The organism is Alteromonas sp. KC3, assembly GCF_016756315.1.
Classification (GTDB): Bacteria; Pseudomonadota; Gammaproteobacteria; order Enterobacterales; family Alteromonadaceae; genus Alteromonas.
Genome location: NZ_AP024235.1, coordinates 2,542,559 through 2,558,551 on the forward strand (window position 1 = coordinate 2,542,559; position 15,993 = coordinate 2,558,551).

14 protein-coding genes are annotated in these 15,993 nt (G+C 44.4%); 4 read left to right on the top strand and 10 right to left on the bottom strand.

Going from position 1 to position 15,993, the window contains the following annotated elements:
- Positions 1-7: 7 nt before the first annotated feature.
- Positions 8-2,347 (bottom strand): TonB-dependent receptor, encoded by a 2,340-nt coding sequence (locus tag JN178_RS11420; RefSeq protein ID WP_202261680.1) that lies wholly within the window; start codon positions 2,345-2,347, stop codon positions 8-10.
- Between the two features lie 154 nt (positions 2,348-2,501).
- Here JN178_RS11420 and JN178_RS11425 point away from each other — a divergent pair, with 154 nt between their 5' ends.
- A complete protein-coding gene (locus JN178_RS11425) occupies positions 2,502-2,915 on the top strand; it encodes a hypothetical protein (RefSeq protein ID WP_202261681.1) in 414 nt (137 codons plus the stop codon).
- Positions 2,916-2,930: 15 nt separating this feature from the next.
- Here the strand turns inward: JN178_RS11425 and JN178_RS11430 are convergent, their stop codons facing one another.
- Positions 2,931-3,392, bottom strand: a complete 462-nt coding sequence (locus JN178_RS11430; protein ID WP_202261682.1) for an EVE domain-containing protein — start codon at positions 3,390-3,392, stop codon at positions 2,931-2,933.
- Between the two features lie 376 nt (positions 3,393-3,768).
- Between JN178_RS11430 and JN178_RS11435 the strand changes: the two genes are divergently transcribed.
- Positions 3,769-6,051 (top strand): YgiQ family radical SAM protein, encoded by a 2,283-nt coding sequence (locus JN178_RS11435; protein ID WP_202261683.1) that lies wholly within the window; start codon positions 3,769-3,771, stop codon positions 6,049-6,051.
- A gap of 107 nt (positions 6,052-6,158) precedes the next feature.
- Here JN178_RS11435 and JN178_RS11440 read toward each other — a convergent pair whose 3' ends face one another.
- A complete protein-coding gene (locus tag JN178_RS11440; protein WP_202261684.1) occupies positions 6,159-6,545 on the bottom strand; it encodes a hypothetical protein in 387 nt (128 codons plus the stop codon).
- The gene (locus tag JN178_RS11445) at positions 6,545-8,206 is read right to left on the bottom strand and encodes a S41 family peptidase (RefSeq protein WP_202261685.1); all 1,662 of its coding nucleotides are present in this window, start codon (positions 8,204-8,206) and stop codon (positions 6,545-6,547) included. Before JN178_RS11445 ends, JN178_RS11440 begins: the two co-directional genes overlap by 1 nt.
- Before the next feature lie 309 nt (positions 8,207-8,515).
- On the opposite strand from JN178_RS11445, the gene JN178_RS11450 reads away from it, so the two are divergent.
- The gene (locus tag JN178_RS11450; RefSeq protein ID WP_202261686.1) at positions 8,516-8,701 is read left to right on the top strand and encodes a hypothetical protein; all 186 of its coding nucleotides are present in this window, start codon (positions 8,516-8,518) and stop codon (positions 8,699-8,701) included.
- On the opposite strand, the gene JN178_RS11455 is transcribed toward JN178_RS11450, so the two are convergent.
- The 6 genes from JN178_RS11455 to ahpC all read right to left on the bottom strand — a co-directional run bounded on the left by JN178_RS11455 (position 8,698) and on the right by ahpC (position 14,408).
- Complete coding sequence (locus JN178_RS11455) at positions 8,698-10,167, bottom strand: PepSY-associated TM helix domain-containing protein (RefSeq protein WP_202261687.1); 1,470 nt, start codon at positions 10,165-10,167, stop codon at positions 8,698-8,700. The two genes, JN178_RS11450 and JN178_RS11455, sit on opposite strands and share 4 nt — an antisense overlap.
- 20 nt (positions 10,168-10,187) lie before the next feature.
- The gene (locus JN178_RS11460; protein ID WP_202261688.1) at positions 10,188-10,724 is read right to left on the bottom strand and encodes a hypothetical protein; all 537 of its coding nucleotides are present in this window, start codon (positions 10,722-10,724) and stop codon (positions 10,188-10,190) included.
- Between the two features lie 8 nt (positions 10,725-10,732).
- Positions 10,733-10,924 (bottom strand): hypothetical protein, encoded by a 192-nt coding sequence (locus JN178_RS11465; RefSeq protein ID WP_202261689.1) that lies wholly within the window; start codon positions 10,922-10,924, stop codon positions 10,733-10,735.
- A gap of 199 nt (positions 10,925-11,123) precedes the next feature.
- The gene (locus JN178_RS11470) at positions 11,124-11,858 is read right to left on the bottom strand and encodes a hypothetical protein (RefSeq protein WP_202261690.1); all 735 of its coding nucleotides are present in this window, start codon (positions 11,856-11,858) and stop codon (positions 11,124-11,126) included.
- Between the two features lie 234 nt (positions 11,859-12,092).
- The gene (gene ahpF / locus JN178_RS11475) at positions 12,093-13,682 is read right to left on the bottom strand and encodes an alkyl hydroperoxide reductase subunit F (protein WP_202261691.1); all 1,590 of its coding nucleotides are present in this window, start codon (positions 13,680-13,682) and stop codon (positions 12,093-12,095) included.
- A 168-nt stretch (positions 13,683-13,850) separates the two neighbouring features.
- Entirely contained in the window at positions 13,851-14,408 is a 558-nt protein-coding gene (ahpC, locus tag JN178_RS11480; RefSeq protein WP_431189800.1) for an alkyl hydroperoxide reductase subunit C, read from the bottom strand.
- A gap of 251 nt (positions 14,409-14,659) precedes the next feature.
- Here ahpC and JN178_RS11485 point away from each other — a divergent pair, with 251 nt between their 5' ends.
- Positions 14,660-15,979, top strand: a complete 1,320-nt coding sequence (locus JN178_RS11485) for a DUF2252 family protein (RefSeq protein ID WP_202261692.1) — start codon at positions 14,660-14,662, stop codon at positions 15,977-15,979.
- The last annotated feature ends 14 nt before the right edge of the window (positions 15,980-15,993 follow it).

A 15,993-nucleotide genomic window follows, 5' to 3' on the forward strand; every position in this document is an offset into this window, starting at 1 on the left:
TTACCCCTTAAAACGCATACTGCATGGTAACTTGTGCATGTCTTGGCACATTCGGCATTACCAAGGTAGCGCCAAAATAGCCGCCTTCGAACAATGGTTGCCAGTTCTCTTCGTCAGTGACATTAATAATGTCTAAACGCAGGCGCAAATCGTCGTTCACAAAATAGTCTGCATTTAAGTCTATTGTATATTGGTCGCGTATTTTAACAGTTTGTAAGAAATCAAGCGGGAATGACTTGGTATACAAAGCACTTGCTCCTACACGCACGTCATCACTTACCTGCCACCCAGCATTGATAGACACAATTTGCGGAGGAATTCCCTGTACACGTGAACTAGATGGTGCGAATGCCGTAAATGACGGCGATCCAACAGCATTGCCTTCAATTATATCAGGGCGACTGTTGTCAAACGCATCGGCAACTTGTGAAGTACCTTGAAATGCCGCTGAATTATCAAAACGTGCATCAAGATAGCTGTACGCAGCATTAACCCAATAATCATCTGCTTGATAGAACAGTTGTAGTTCTACCCCTTGTGTTTTGACGCCGCTATTACTGCCGTCACGATTTCGCAAGCTACGTGTTTGGTCAAAAACAGACGCCTCGGCATACCAATTGTTACTCGGGGCGTATTTAATGCCAACCTCGTACAGGGTATTTTCAGTAGCAAAGTTCAACGGATTTATTTCGTTGTTGCCGCCAAGCACAGTTCCGCCCGCCATACTATTAGACGTAGCGTCATTCTCTGAGAAAGCAGCATAAACATTTACGGCATTGTTGAGCTTATATAATGCGCTTATTTGGTAACTAGTGAGGGTATCACTATAGCTGTCTGACGCCGCTTCTACCCCTTCTGGCGCCAGAGGATCACGTGCTTCAACATCGTAGTAATCTATGCGAACACCAGCAATTGTCGAGAACCTGTCGGTCCACGTTGAGCGTTGCTGCAACGCTAAACCTGTTTGCCATGCTGTGGAATCGGTTGTATCTGAAAGATTAAAATCGCCAGCCCCATCCCCATCAAGATCGTATTGCGCACCAGGTGATACAAACACGCCCGGACGCAACTCTACCAAACGGGCTTTTTGCGCATCGGTGAGCTCAATAACACGATTAGATAGCGGCCCTGTTAAATCAATCGGGTTGTCAGCTTCAGTTGTAAATTGACTGTAGCCAAGCACATCGTTGTAGCGAATAGCCAAACCAAATGTCGTAAGTTGCGAATTATCCCACTTTACATCCACTTCAGTGCGGTTTTCAAAAGTGTCCGCACCATCAATAATCTCTACAAAGCTATTTTGTGCAATTTCTTCGCGCTCTAGATACTGATAATATGACACATTGCGCACTGCTATTTGCTCAGAATATTGATACTCGACGTTACTGCGCAAAATGGTCGTTTCAGCACCATTGATATCGTTTGGATTAGTAAAAACGCGATTTCTAGGGATAACCACTTCGCCGGTAGGTGAAATAATAGCGCCAGCTCCAGGGACACTGCTACCGTTGGCTTGTACGCCCTGCCCAGTAATATAAATACCGTTATCGATTAAATCTTGTGTTGGGCGGTTAATACCAGCATTGTCTGGGTAATCAGTGTCATAAAATTCTGCGCTAACGTCCCACGTCAGCACGTCACTTGGCGTATAGCGATAGGCTACAAACACATTGGTACTTTCGCGATTTGCAAAGTCATAGAAACTACCATGGTCTAGGTACTCAGCACTTACGCGAACCCCACTTTTACCTTCCTCTAGGGCAGTGCCATAATCAACCTGTGCAGAGTATTGGTCCCAGCGTCCAGCGCGCAGCGTTACTTTGCCCTGACTTTCTGCAGTGGGCGCTACCTTGGTTTGTAAATTAACAAAGCCGCCGTTGCGCTGCGTGCTACCAAACAACACAGGTGAAGGACCTTTTACAACGTCAATTTGTTCAACACTGTTAAACGATAGTGGTAAACCAAAACCATTATTACCCGCTTGTCGACGCACTCCGTCTTGAAATAGCTCTCCCAACTGTCCGCGGATACTAGGCAAGCTAGGCGTACCAAAACCGCTAGAAGCATAGGCATTTGGCGCAGCTTTCACAATATCATGCAAGTCGTTGATGTTGAGCGCTTCTATAGCCTCTGCAGATAATGAGGTCACTGAACGCGGTGTTTCTGCTGCGGTTAAACCATTGCCAAATAGCCCTTTTAAGGTATTGTCACCTGGGTAGAGCGTATCAAGTGATTGCTTATCACCTTTCACTTCAACCACTTCAATATCTGATATTTGTTGCGCCGCAATTCCCTGACTTACAGCAAGCGCTAATGCACTAGCGGCTACGCCAATTACTTTTCTCATTTACCAATCCAATTTTTTATTTCTTGTTCGACAAGACCGATACGTACTCTGAAAAATTTCAGCACATATTTATTTTCAATAACAAAAAACTTTTTGAAATTATTTTTTTGAACACTCGTTCTATTGTGTCACATAATTAAAACTCGGAGCTATTATGCAAAACACTCAATCAGATATTTCTAATCGTTTAGGCTGGGCGCTACTGTCACTGCGCATCACCATTTTCATTGTCATGTTTGTCTGGACACTCGATAAATTCGTTAACCCTGCTCATAGCATGAAAATTTTTGAACACTTTTACGGCATTGGTGGTTTAGCTGAAACGGCCGTTTACATTATGGGGGCACTTCAGCTAGCCCTTGTATTGGCATTTTTAGCAGGCGTTGCTAAACGTTACACTTACGGCCTTATATTTCTGCTTCACGGTGGGTCAACGTTATCGTCATTCCCACAATACATTGATGCATTCAATAACTTGTTATTTTTCGCTGCATGGCCGATGTGGGGTGCGTGCTTTGCCCTTTATCTACTTCGCGATGCTGATACCCGCTTTACACTTTCAAAATAAAATAATGCGATTACGCTATTTGGCAGCGGCATAGAGCTGCTGCCATTCGTTCTCGCTCACCGGCATGATACTTAAACGGCCACCTTTCTTAACTAACGGCAATTCAACAATAGCAGGCATCGCCTTTATTTCTGCCAAAGGCAATACCTCGTGAAATTTTTCGACAAATTTTACATCTACGCGAAACCAGCGTGGTGACTCTGGCTGTGATTTGGGATCGTAATAATTAGACTCAGGGTCAAATTGCGTGGCGTCTGGATAACCTGCTTTAACAACTTCAGCGACACCCGCAATACCAACGTGTTTACAGCTAGAGTGGTAAATAAACACGCGATCACCAAGCGCCACATCATCGCGTAAAAAGTTTCTGGCTTGATAGTTTCGCACACCGTCCCATGGTTCGGTCTGGTTTTCTCTATTGGCCAAATCGTCAATGGAAAACGCGTCAGGTTCTGTTTTGAATAACCAATAAGCCATAATAGCCCCAGTGATAAAAAGTGTGTTAAGCGAAAATCGTTCTGTCAGCCTTAGAATGCATTCAAGACATTATAATTTTTCTTGCGTGTCGACCTTTTGTGATACGTTTCAACAACATGGTAGGTCTACACGATACATGCTACTTTACTCGGTGTTTATTTGGAATAACCAAATCACACGCCTCATTCACTTCCTAAACGAGTTTATGGTAAACAAAATCTAGCGTAAATGTGAAAGCATTCTGGCAAACAAAGCGCTGTAATTTAATGACAGTGCTATACCGTCTATCCAATAAGACTGTTATAATTACCCCTCAAATCTGAATTCTGCTCACGCGCATTTCAGCCATTTTCTGTTTTATCTAGATGTGAATACTATGCAAGCCACCATAAAAGCCGACCGCGGTCTGTTTTCTTACCCAAAATATTGGCCGCACTGCCTCGGGACAGCGCCTTTCTTACCAATGTCGAAGGAAGAGATGGACGCTCTAGGTTGGGACAGTTGTGACGTAATTTTGGTTACCGGCGATGCGTATGTTGACCATCCAAGCTTTGGAATGGCTGTTATTGGTCGGGTACTTGAGGCACATGGTTTTCGCGTAGGCATCATCTCTCAGCCCGACTGGACCAGTAAAGATGACTTTATGAAGTTGGGTAAACCCAACCTGTATTTCGGTGTCACTGCGGGCAATATGGACTCAATGATCAACCGCTATACATCAGATAAAAAGTTGCGCCATGATGACGCCTACACACCGGGGAATGTTGGCGGTAAACGACCAGACCGCGCGGTAACTGTTTACTCACAACGCTGTCGGGAAGCATTTAAGGGCGTACCTGTTATCGTTGGCGGTATCGAAGCAAGCTTAAGACGTATTGCTCACTATGACTATTGGAGCGAGAAAGTACGCCGCTCAGTGTTATTTGATTCAAAGGCCGATATGCTATTTTTCGGTAATGCCGAACGCCCGCTTGTTGAAGTTACACACCGATTAGCAGCAGGCGAAAATATTGCCGATTTACGAGACATTCGCGGCACGGCCATTATCGTAAAAGAAGCATTGCCAGAGTGGCAAGGAGTTGATTCGACATCATTAGATAGGCCCGGAAAAATAGATCCGATCCCTAGTCCGTATCAAATGGAACCTGAATGCGACTCTCAAGACAAAGACGCTAAAAGCAGTGAAGCGCCAGAAGCCACGCCTATTGTCATTCAACCTGCTCAAAAGGAAAAAGAGAAACGCAAGCCGTGGGAAAACGTCTACGTAAAACTACCAGCCTATGAGACAGTAAAAGATAACAAGGTACTTTACGCCCATACGTCGCGCATCTTACACCAAGAAACCAACCCTGGCTGTGCAAGAGCCTTGATGCAGCGCCACGGCGATAGACATATTTGGATCAACCCGCCGGCCATGCCACTTGAAACAGATGAAATGGACGCGGTGTTTGACTTACCCTATCAACGCGTACCTCACCCTGTTTATGGCGATGCAAAAATTCCTGCCTACGACATGATACGTTTTAGTATCAATATTATGCGTGGCTGTTATGGCGGGTGCACATTCTGCTCTATTACCGAGCACGAAGGTCGTATTATTCAAAGCCGCTCTGAAGATTCTATTATTCGAGAGATTGAGCAAATTCGCGACACTGTGCCTGGTTTTACTGGTGTTATCTCTGATTTAGGTGGCCCAACGGCAAACATGTATCGATTGCGCTGTAAGAGCCCGAAGGCCGAAGCAACCTGCAGGCGCCCGTCTTGTGTTTACCCCAGTATCTGTGCGCATATGGATACTGATCACAAGCCTACCATCGACTTGTATCGCCGAGCGCGTAACCTGCCAGGTATCAAAAAAATACTTATTGCATCGGGTGTACGCTATGACCTTGCCGTGGAAGACCCTGAATATGTGAAAGAGCTTGCGCTTCATCACGTAGGCGGCTATTTGAAGATTGCACCAGAACATACTGAGGAAGGGCCGCTTTCTAAGATGATGAAGCCAGGAATGGGCAGCTACTATCGCTTTAAAGAGTTGTTTGATAAATACTCACAAGAAGCAGGTAAAAAGCAGTATCTTATTCCTTACTTCATTGCTTCTCATCCGGGAACAACCGATGAAGATATGCTGAGTCTGGCCATTTGGCTAAAAGAAAATAAATTCAAGCTAGATCAGGTACAGAACTTCTATCCGTCACCTATGGCTACTGCGACCACTATGTACCATACCGAAGTGAATTCGTTGCGTAAGGTCACCAAAGACAGCGAAGAAGTGCCCTCTGCTAAAGGGGAAATTCACCGAAGACTACACAAGGCGATGCTGCGTTATCACGACCCGAAGAACTTCGCTCAAATACGTGAGGCTTTGATAAAAATGGGACGTGAAGACTTAATTGGCCGCGGCTCGCAACACCTTGTGCCACCAGAGACAGCCGATGAGAAGCGCCAAAAAGCATCTCGAGGTCGACGTGGTGAACGTGCGCTAACTAAACACACTGGCCTTCCGCCGTCGTTTCAACGCAAAAATACGAATAAAGGCAGGAACGGGTCAAAACAAAATCGCAATAGTGCGGGGCAAGCCAATAAGAATGGCCGGTCAGGGACTTCTGCATCTAGAAGCAACACTTCAAGACCAAAACAGCCGAGTAACAAACATTAGAAAAACCCCAACGTTACTTTGGCTAGTCCAACATTTGATAAAAAAAGCGCCGTTGAGGCGCTTTTTTATGGGGCTTGGTGTTGTTTCCAGCTTATCAAAAGGCGCGCTCAAACATCACTGCTTTTACAAGAAAGCCCTTCAATAACTTGCGTTTCACCCGTTTGGTTATTGCGCAAAACACATTTTTCACCCTGTTTTAGCAAACTAAATGTAAACACAGGATTATCGTGACGCCCTTCTATTGGCAGCCCCCTATCATCTTTATGCACTTTTCGTTCGATAGAAAGTTCAGAGGATTCTGTGAAGACATTATCAGCAAGCGTGATATCAATACCGCCATACCAAGCGCTAATAACCTCTGCGATACCTGCCTTTTGCGATAACGAAACCGAGGTAAGCGTTGCAGGAGTTGCCTCATCAGATTGCGTCAGCATACATCCTCCCATTAACGATAACGTAAGTAGCGATGCTCCAACGTATGCTGCGTATCTCATTACTTGGGCTCCGAAATAATTGGCTCGTTAATTTTGTTGTGTAAAAACAAGGCTTCTTTTCTTTCATCAGGCGTTTGTATTGACAATAAACTTTCTGCCTGAAAATGACTTGAAGCACGCTGTTCAATTGGCTGGACCGACGTTGCCACTACTGGACATGTACCTGTTTCTGAGTATTGTAACGCCGCAGATAACATCCCTTCTTCAGGATCGCCTAAACCTTTAGTGAAATCGTCTTGCACTTCACATCCAGGTAGTTCAAAACCAAAGTTAGGCGTAGTTGTGGGCATAAAGCCGTCGGCATAGTCGCCAAAGCCCTTATTATTCACGCCCTGAAACTGAATGGTAAAGTAGGTTTCACCACAGTTATCAGTGGGATAGAAACCGTAGGGCTTACCACATGTCGTTGAACCAATTTGAACCACTTCAACATCTATTCCACTTAGCGCATTCATAACCGCCTCACTGGCAGAGCATGTGGCGCCAGTGGTAATAACGTAAACACGAGTTAACGATAAACTAGGTAGTACGTTATCAGTTAACACGCCTTCCACGTAATCAATTTCGTTTGAGTAGAAAGGCGTGGGTCTAATAGTGCTTCCCGTCACAGGATTTCTTGTCGGATTCTTATCATTAAATCTTAAGGTTTCAAAAGTGGCGTTATTAGTTTGACTAGGGCCTGCAACCATATACGACATCTGAGATGCCAAAGCCAATAAACCACCACCGTTATAACGTAAGTCAATGACAAGTTCTGTTACGTTCTCATCAACAAATTGATTGAAAGCCCCTATCAACCCTTCTTGTGCAGTCCGAATAAAGGTATTGAATTGAAAATAGCCCATTTTGCCTGAGGCGGTATCCAGCACTTTTACGTTTTGTACTGGAGAAACCACTATATCACCTGATGTAATCTCAGTAGACAAGGTCGAACCGTCTTGCAATTCAAACTCGAAACTTACGGTTGTGCCAGCATTTTCAGGAAACAACCCAGCATTTATAAGGTTCACGCCAGACTGGGTATTATCGTTCACAAAATCAACGCCATTAACACGCGTTAACTTGGCACCGCGGGGCACACCAGCTTGTGCTGCTGGTGAATTATCTTCGGTATATCTCACTACAAGCTCACGCGGTGGCGTATTGTTTACAAATTCCCAGTCAAAACCATAACCTGAAGAAACGCCCGATTGTGACAGCTGATTATATTCGTCAGTAGCCTGAGAAAAATGGAAATTGTCTTTTGGCGTATTGCTTGGCGTTAACTCAGTGGTTTTTAACTGGTCAAAATAGCCAAGTACAGAGAAGTTTTCAGGGTTGTTGTCTGGAACTTCGTCATACCAAAGATATGTGTCATTGGTCCACGAGCGTAGCCACAGTTTTTCATCCATGGCTGTGCCTTGAGTATCAGGATATGGTTCGCCAGAAAACGGGTCGATGCCAGTTCTTGGTGACGCGCATTTTGCAATGAAGTTTGACTGGCTTTCGTAAACACCTGCTTCCCACTCACCGGTTTCGGGTGTGGTTGGCGTTGTAGGAGTGGTTGGCGTTGTCGGAGTGGTAGGCGTTGTAGAACTACTGCCACCGCCTCCTCCGCATCCCGCGAGAAGAGAAACCGTTACCGCCAGTGCGACTGAAGAAAGCTTGCACACTTTTATCATTTGAAAACGTCCTTAATGTTTTGTTACTGAATGACACACACTCGTCAATACCATAAATCTTGCCAGATAGTGCCACAGGGAATTTGACGCTTCTACTTAGCTTTTAGCTAAAATGTTTCTAAATGTGTTTACGCTAGAGCAAAGCGTAACGCTTTATTGCTGGTTGAACTCTTAATTATGACCTGCCTGATATCGATTTCGTTTCATTACGTTTTGTTTAGCTTCTGTTTACCGTGCGGCGGTGCTTAGTCTTTTTACCGTATAACAGTAATAAGGTTTTGGCGTTGGATAGAAATACAAACGAGGCGTATGGGAAAGAAAGAAAGGCTTAAAGAAGCAAGAGCATGTGACAGTTGTGGCGTGTTGGCATCCGTTCAATATCGAATAAATGTAGGAGATGGCTGGCTCATTGTGTGTAAGTCTTGCCAATCCAATGCCAAGCACCACCCAAACTATGTTTATGGTGGTACTTGGAAGCAAAAGAAACGTAACTAAGCCTGTGTCACTGGTTGCGGCGCATTATGCTGTGTAGCGTCGCTGTGTTGACGCACTGTGTCTTCGAATTTAATCAAGCGATTGGCTCGCCAAAAACTCCACAGTACAAATACGGCCATGGGACCATTGAGCTGGAGCGCAGATACGGTGAAGAATGCTTCTGCATGCACTACGGCGTAAGTAATGAGCAAAAGTAAAACGCTAATGCCTGACAATAGCAGCCATATGGCTTTCGATAAGCCTTTGATTAGGATTGTCAGAACAACATTAAGTACCATTATCCCCCAGAATATGCCAATCAACGACGATGCAGACAGCATATCGGCTATGGCAGTAAAGGCCAATGCACTCACACTTCCCCATACGGTGGCATACCACAAACGCGACGCTAAAGGTGGATGTGCTTTTTTAGCTAGCCATATTTCCACTCCCGAGACACAAAGCATAGTGAGCATTACACCAAGCACAAAGTAGAGCCATTTGCTGACAAGACCTGCAAAGTCACCGAAATGAAGTCGATACATAGACCAAGCTAGTTGCTTACCCCACTCTCCATGCTCGTAACCCGCAACGCCAATATAATTTCCTGCAGTATCAAACCGGTAGCCTTCGGCATAAATCATTCTATTTGGCGCTTTTGCATATATTTCAATAAACTGTTCAGGCTCTCCGACTTCGTGCACAGTAAGAAATATAGGAGACTTTTCAGGTGCTAACGTCGTCATTTGCGCAAACGCTTTGCCAATGGCTGGCTTCCCTTCTTGGGGTGATAACACTGGATCAGGCGTAAATATCTGATCGATAACTGCTTCGCGGTCTCCTTCATAACTAATAGTAGCGACTGTAACAAGAATGATTCCTGCCATACCGAAATAGGCACCCGTTACACCAATGAGCAAATGAAATGGTGCCGCCCACAACCCAAAGCGGTTGTGTAAATCGATTTGTGCCTGCTGTCCGTTACCTTTGCGGCGCAATTTAAAAGCGTCTTTCGTTATCCGCTTGTGTGCCACAATACCTGAGAATATCAACGCGCAAATCACCGCGCCGAGCGCACTCACCAGTATCATTCCCCAGCTATGCGGCAAATTAAGATACAGGTGAAGGTCGACCAACATTTGGGTAAATCCCACATCTTCTTTCTCAAGTAAGTTTCCCTCTGTATCTGCAAAAAACGCTATATGATCGTTCTCTACCACTAAACGAGGAATATCCGACGTAGGCAAAACGACATACAAGTGATGAGTCTCTTGCGTATTGTTTTCCAAGAAACTGTCCATCGCTTTTTCTATGGCGCTTGGAGTTACATTCTCCATCTCTTGAATATGCGGCTGCTCCCATCGTTCGAATTCCAAGTGGAATACCGCAATGGTGCCTGATAAACACACGAGAAATAGTAGAACACTTAAAAATATGCCTGCCCAGCTGTGTGCTTGAAGTGCGCTTTGTTTAGTCATCTTATCCATTATTTTTATTACACCTTTCCCTACATGGGTAAAAGAAAAAGAACAGGCACACTAAGACATGATGCGAGAGCATAAATGCCTAACGCTACGCCTTTATTCGCTGTAGCCAGATAATGATAAATTGCAGCTCCCCACAACAAGGGAAGAAGAACAACACCTAGGCCTAACTTTCCTGCAATAGAAAACGGAAAAATGGCGCACAAAGCAAGGGTTACGAGGACACTCGCAAGCATTAACAAAACAAGTACCACTACTGTGTGGCCAATATGAGTTGCGGTGCTTCGAAGGTTTAAATTAATGGGCCTAGGTTGAGGAATATTTCTCGGTGCCGGCAATATAACCTGATTTCTGGCAATGAAAGGCCATACCAATATGCCAGGTAAACATAAGGTGTAAAATACACCAAACTCCCACCCTAGCGCATAAGACCACATTACGCCTGATGCTATCCATATCAGTAGGGCTACTACAAAATGAGTAGTCGATTGAGCACGCCAGCTTTTATAGAGCAAAGCAATGGCAAAAAAAGTAAAAACAATAGCTGAAACAATTAGCATGAAAGTTCCTAGAAAGAGTAAGTCAAAGATGCATTGACTGTTCGCCTAACACCAAAAAGCGAGTGTCTTGTGGCAATGCCTACTTTTTCGATAGGAGTTTTTTCTACTTCGATTGTGCCATCTTGTTCGTTCACCTTTATAGATGAAGTAGCGGAGATGGCTTTTGTCAGTGCTCGCAACGTTAATGCTTGTGTGTTCATAAAGGCTAATTAATGATCTGTCATTGATTAATAGACCAGTATCCTAACAAAACACAATACAAATGATAACCCTTATCATTTGTATTTTATAAACTAGGACTAGCTAATAAAAAACCCACTACAAGGAGTGGGTTTTGTTTGAGAGCTGAAAGGCTAGTTGCCACTTTTTTTCATTTATCAGTGTAGTGATTGTGTTGGTTTACTTTTTTACTCTACGACCCGCAATCAAGCCAGCGAAAAGCAGACTCAGCACGCCAAGTGACGCCGGTTCTGATGCTTGAATCGCACTACACTGAGGAAGAGAAGGGTCTTGTACGCATATATCAACCGCTTGCTGACCTATACCAAAAGAAAAGTTATCCCATGTAGTGATGCCACCTGGATCAGTGCCACCAACGCGCAACGATGAAACGAATACTGTTGGGTCAAAAACGATACCAAAAAACTCTGAATGGCCCGTACCAGATGATGAATTGAAATCAAACGTTGTTTCAACGCCAGTATCCGCATTGGTCAATATTAGCTGCATACCGCCACCATCATTATCGTAAACATCAAAACCAACCGCATTTACAGGTGATGCAAAATCAACGTCGAAGCTAATTAGTGACGCAGAGTTTCTGTCACCACCAATTGCTGGAGCACTACCGAGAACAGAGTTAGAACTTATACTAATTGAACTACCATTACCTACATTTGAGTAAGTATTTCCCGCAGCAGTGGTAATTCCGGTAGCGCCCGTGCCTGTGGCGCCGTCAATAGTGTCTACCGTGAAAGAATACAAGGCTGCTTCCCATGCTGCGCGCGCTTCTGCCAACGTCATAGTGACGCCGTTGTTTTGAACGCTTGAACCTTGAAATGTAATGATGGACGCGTTTGCTGTAGCCGATGCTATCAACGCGAATGCTGTGATGAATAACTTTGCTAGTTTCATTTATATATCCCTTTATGAATTAAGCGGAGACTTAAGTCCTTTCATTTCTCGAGTGATTCGTAAGCACAAATCTAGCCAAAAATTAACAAATTGATTTAATTATAGTTTTTATAAAACTCTCAACAGTGTGTAAATTTTACTGACACTAAAATTAAAGATTAGCAATAAAGAAACATAAAAAAACCGAGTGCGGTTAAACACTCGGCTTTTCTTTTTTTCTTGATACCGCTGTTATTACGCAGCTTCTGATTCACTCTCAGTTTCGCCAACATCGTGACTTAGCAGATATTCGAAAGCTGCCAGTGATGCCTTAGCCCCCTCGCCCATTGAAATCACAATCTGCTTGTATGGCACTGTGGTTACGTCTCCCGCGGCGAAGATGCCTGGTTCTGATGTATGACACTTGCTGTCGATGACAATTTCGCCATAAGGTGTCATTTCTACAGTATCTTCCATAAACTGGCTATTAGGTACTAAACCGATTTGAACAAACACTCCTGCCAACTCGCGAGTGTGAATCTCGTTAGTAGCGCGGTCTTGATATTCAATCGCATTTACTTTGCCATTCTCGGCCGTTATCTGACGGGTTGCCGCATTTTTGATAATGGTGATGTTGTCGCGCTTTTCAGCTTGGTCAATCAGCACTTGGTCAGCCTTGAGCTCAGGCATAAACTCGAATACTGTAACTGACTTAACGATCCCCGCCAAATCAAGCGCGGCTTCAATACCTGAGTTACCACCACCGATAACCGCAACATCTTTTCCTTTAAAGAAAGGACCATCACAGTGTGGGCAGTACGCTACACCGTTACCTATGTTCTCACGTTCACCAGGAACGCCAAGTTCTCTCCAACGTGCACCAGTGGCCACAATGATAGAACGGGTCTTAATTTGTTCACCGGATGACAGCGTAATAGTCTTAACATTACCTTTTTCGATGCTATCGACACGTACGTGCTCTTTTAACGTAATATCGTAATCGCGAACGTGCTCCATCAGATTGCCAACAAGTTCTGGACCAGTGGTTTTCGGCACAGAAATTAGGTTTTCGATACCCATAGTGTCTTTAACCTGACCACCGAATGTCTCTGCTACAATCGCGACTTTCAAGCCTTTTCTCGCGCTGTAAATAGCCGACGCAACCCCTGCTGGGCCACCACCGATGACAGTTACATCTTGCAACGGCAAAGCATCACCTTTATTGGCAGATTTTAAACTTGGATCGCGCTCTAGCAATTTATTGATAAGTACCGATGCGTCCACTTTACCGTTTGCGAACAGTTCGCCATTGAGATAAAGACTTGGCACACCTTGGATGTCTCGTTCTGTAATCAAATTCTGATACAGACCGCCATCGATCATCTCTGTTTTGATGTTCGGATTAAGCAATGCAAACTGGTTCAACGCCTGAACAACTTCAGGACAGTTATGGCAGCTCAAGCTAATGAACACTTCGAAATTAAGCGGTTCATTAACAGCTTTCACCATGGCTTTTACACTGTCATCAAGTTTAAGTTCAGTGCCAGCACTATGAAGCATTGCTAAAATGAGTGAGTTGAATTCGTGACCGCCAGGAATACCCGAAAAGCGGATTCCTGTATCTTCGCCGTCAGCTTCAATTAAAAAGCTAATTGCACTGCGAAGTTCGCCGTTTGTTTCACGCTCTTCAACGCTGAGTTTGTCGCTTACACCTGCGATGTCGGACAGAAACTTCACAAGCTCTGCGCGCTTGCTATGTTCACCGGTCTGTACGACAAAGGTCACGTTTTTTTGCATTGTTTCGGTATAACCTTTCAATGCCTGTAAAATTTCTTTAGTTAACACGGTTGTTCTGCCTTATTTTCGACACGCCGATCCCCGCCAACCAAATTGTGGTCAACAACAAAGCGGAAATTGGGATTGATTAATGAAGGAGCGGATACCCGCTCCTAGTATGGAATATGCCTCACGACAATGAGATAAACTATGCGTGAGGCATGTTAAGCCTGTCGCTTAGATTTTACCTACAAGGTCAAGTGAAGGCGCTAGCGTTGCTTCGCCTTCTTTCCATTTAGCTGGGCATACTTCGCCTGGGTTGTTCGCGACATATTGTGCAGCTTTAACTTTACGCACTAAGTCATCTGCGTCACGACCAATACCTTCAGAGGTAATTTCCATCGCTTGGATGATACCTTCAGGGTCAACAACAAACGTTGCACGGTCAGCAAGACCCATGTTCTCACGCATGCAATCGAAGTTGCGTGTAATTTCGCCTGTAGGGTCGCCGATCATTGCAAACTTAATCTTGTTGATTGTGTCTGAAGAATCGTGCCATGCTTTATGTGTAAAGTGCGTGTCTGTAGATACTGAAAATACCTCTACGCCGCGCGATTGAAGTTCTTCGTACTTATCAGCAATATCGCCAAGCTCAGTTGGGCAAACAAACGTGAAATCAGCTGGATAGAATACGAAAACTGCCCATTTACCTTTAATGTCTTCGCTGCTTACGTCTACAAACTCGCCGTCTTTAAACGCTGTTGCTTTAAAAGGTTTGATAGCAGTATTAATCAATGCCATGTTTAATTCTCCATTTATGGTTTTTAAATTAAATTCGCAAGCGGCACGCATACGAATATAGACTGTACGGTCATTATCAAGACTTGGTTTTACATTTAAGTGACGGTTATCACTACGTGCAAAATTTTGTCTTTTGAAACTGGAAATAAGAATAGCGTGGGCTTGTAGAAAAAACTAATTGGTAAAAATGAATCGCTTAATCAGGTTATTGAATCGAACGATTAATTTTTATCATCGAGGTACTTATGCGTGAACATATTTTAGCATCAGAAATAGCGAGAGTTGACGGTACACCACCGCTTTCCTCAACAGGTAAGCACGCCAAAATGGCAACGAGCCCTTTTGTATTTTATCGCGGTACGGCTCAATTATTTTACGCCGACTTAAGAAATGGCGTCATCACGCAACCTAGTGAACTGGATAAAATTCCTTTAACCAGTGTTGTTGGCGATTGCCATGCTGCTAACTTCGGCTTTCTTACTGAAGAAGGCTCTCACGGTGATACAGTAATTTTCGCTCCTAACGATTTTGACGATGCCTGTGTAGGACGCAGTTACTGGGATATCCTACGTTTTATGACGTCGCTACATCTAGTGTACGAGCATTGCAAAACGCCAAGCGAGAACATTAGTCACGTAGATGAGGACGTGCGTTTGAAGCCTGTGATCAACACCGCTGATGTGTTACGAGCACAGTCTGCATTTTTAGACCAATATGTAGACACTTGTCGTCGAGTACTATTAGCACCATCAGTTATCAGAGAAGCGCAGGATACTCGTCCCGATAAAACGCCAAGCAAACTAGCTAAACTTTTTGACAAAGCCGTTGCGCGCAGTGCAAGCGGTTCAGCTTTTACTTCCAAGAGTGCTCTGGCAAGAGCAGTCCAGCTTAATGATGGTACGCTAGCGTTTAGAGAAAATAGAAGCAAATTTACGCCCCTCTCGCCTGATAGCTACAAAAACCTCTATGCTGCGTTTGCGCCCTACATGGATGACAACGTTGTCGACATCGTTCAACGCATCAATGCGGGTACTGGCTCGGTTAATTTAGCGCGTTACTACTTTCTAGTTGGGCCAACAAAGCCACACAACGAAACTCACTTTGCTTCTTGCCATATTGTTGAGGTGAAACAACAACGTGACGCGGCTCCCTTGCACTATTTTCCATCGCTTAACCCAGTAAATAGACTTAATGCAGCGCACCTCACCGCCCGCAGTCAGCGACGCATGCAGCGAAATCCTGACCTTATCTTGGATGAAGCTCGCTTTGAGGATGCACACTACCTTATTCGTTCTCGCCATCATGCGAAAGTGGGGATTGACCCAGAAGATATTGCGACAGGAAAAAAAGCCGTCGCTGGAGGCTTTGTTTATTTCGCTGAACTTTGTGGTTATACACTTGCACTGGCTCATTGCCGTGGCGACAGAAGAAGTACGCGATTCGCAGCGGCATCCGTTAACTATCTAGATAGAAACAAAAACAGCTTAGTAAGCAGCGCAAACATCTATGCAAACCAAGTTATTGAGGATTACAACTGGTTTGTCGACGCAATTAAGTCTAAGTAGTGATCAGTAAATAT

Bases quoted from the DNA above. Each gene is read 5' to 3' on its own strand.
- JN178_RS11420 (WP_202261680.1), bottom strand. From the start codon at position 2,347: ATGAGAAAAGTAATTGGCGTAGCCGCTAGTGCATTAGCGCTTGCTGTA.
- JN178_RS11425 (WP_202261681.1), top strand. From the start codon at position 2,502: ATGCAAAACACTCAATCAGATATTTCTAATCGTTTAGGCTGGGCGCTA.
- JN178_RS11430 (WP_202261682.1), bottom strand. From the start codon at position 3,392: ATGGCTTATTGGTTATTCAAAACAGAACCTGACGCGTTTTCCATTGAC.
- JN178_RS11435 (WP_202261683.1), top strand. From the start codon at position 3,769: ATGCAAGCCACCATAAAAGCCGACCGCGGTCTGTTTTCTTACCCAAAA.
- JN178_RS11440 (WP_202261684.1), bottom strand. From the start codon at position 6,545: ATGAGATACGCAGCATACGTTGGAGCATCGCTACTTACGTTATCGTTA.
- JN178_RS11445 (WP_202261685.1), bottom strand. From the start codon at position 8,206: ATGATAAAAGTGTGCAAGCTTTCTTCAGTCGCACTGGCGGTAACGGTT.
- JN178_RS11450 (WP_202261686.1), top strand. From the start codon at position 8,516: ATGGGAAAGAAAGAAAGGCTTAAAGAAGCAAGAGCATGTGACAGTTGT.
- JN178_RS11455 (WP_202261687.1), bottom strand. From the start codon at position 10,167: ATGGATAAGATGACTAAACAAAGCGCACTTCAAGCACACAGCTGGGCA.
- JN178_RS11460 (WP_202261688.1), bottom strand. From the start codon at position 10,724: ATGCTAATTGTTTCAGCTATTGTTTTTACTTTTTTTGCCATTGCTTTG.
- JN178_RS11465 (WP_202261689.1), bottom strand. From the start codon at position 10,924: ATGAACACACAAGCATTAACGTTGCGAGCACTGACAAAAGCCATCTCC.
- JN178_RS11470 (WP_202261690.1), bottom strand. From the start codon at position 11,858: ATGAAACTAGCAAAGTTATTCATCACAGCATTCGCGTTGATAGCATCG.
- JN178_RS11485 (WP_202261692.1), top strand. From the start codon at position 14,660: ATGCGTGAACATATTTTAGCATCAGAAATAGCGAGAGTTGACGGTACA.